Origin of the sequence: Methylocucumis oryzae (genome assembly GCF_000963695.1) — a bacterium.
GTDB classification, from domain to species: Bacteria; Pseudomonadota; Gammaproteobacteria; order Methylococcales; family Methylomonadaceae; genus Methylovulum; species Methylovulum oryzae.
Genome location: NZ_LAJX01000373.1, coordinates 1 through 1070, shown reverse-complemented (window position 1 = coordinate 1070; position 1070 = coordinate 1). Strand labels below are relative to the sequence as shown.

The 1070-nt window shown below is 46.6% G+C and carries 1 protein-coding gene; it reads left to right on the top strand.

Annotated elements, in window-relative coordinates; translation table 11 throughout:
* Positions 1–75: 75 nt before the first annotated feature.
* The coding region (locus tag VZ94_RS21750; protein ID WP_052700841.1) for an IS630 family transposase at positions 76–1070 on the top strand (995 nt) is incomplete at its 3' end.

Here is a 1070-nt window from a genome sequence, read left to right as displayed (position 1 = left end):
TAAGTAGTAGTGCAAAAATTATTTAACAAGAAAATAAGTTAAACTACTAAAATTTAAACGACGTAAGATTTCACGATGTTGTTTGTAAAACCCCTATTACCAGAAGAAAGAGAAACCCTTGAGAATATGAAACGGCATCATCCAAGTCCTGTGCCACGGGAACGGGCGCAAGCCGTTTTACTGAGCGCGGCGGGTTTTAACCTGAAAGAATTGTCTGCTATTTTTGGGGTTTGTCGACAAACCGCAGCAACCTGGCTAAATGCCTGGGATAATGGCGGGATAGCCGCCCTCTTGGATAAACCGCGTGGCGGGCGTCCCCGTAAACTGAGCGGTGAATCCAAAGACTATGCTCTTGATAAAGTGGCTGAATCGCCTCGTTCACTCAAGACGGTGTTAGCGCAACTGGCCGAACGCTGGCAGATTTCTGTTAGTCTGGCAACGCTTAAACGGCTTTTCCAGCAAGCAGGGTTGGTTTGGAAACGAGTGAGGAAATCCTTAAAAGCTAAGCGTGATCCTGAACGGTTTGCCCAGTCTCAGCAACAACTGGCGGTATTGGCGGCACAGGCTAAGCAACAGCAAATCGACTTGGTGTATTTTGACGAAGCCGGTTTCACGCTGGAGCCTTGTGTTCCTTATGCTTGGCAGCCCATTGGTAAGACCATCGAAGTGCCTTCAGCTAAAAGCAAGCGTTTAAATGTCTTAGGATTTATGAACAAAAATGGCACCTTTCAATCGTGGGTGTTTGAAGATTCCATCACGACAGCGACGGTGGTGGCCTGTATTGACCGCTTTGTACTCACCTTGGCGCGACCGACAGCATTGGTGATTGACAATGCTCCCATTCACACAAGCCAGGAATTCAAAGCTCATATCGAGCGATGGCAGGCGCAAAAGTTGACGATACTCCCCATAGCACCTTATTCACCGGAGCTGAATTTGATAGAAATACTCTGGCGGAAAATAAAGTACGAGTGGATGCCTTTTTCTGCTTACGACTCTTTATTTATCTCTCAAGCAAAACCTATTCGATATTCTCCGCCAATATCGGCAAAGGTTACCGCATCGAATTC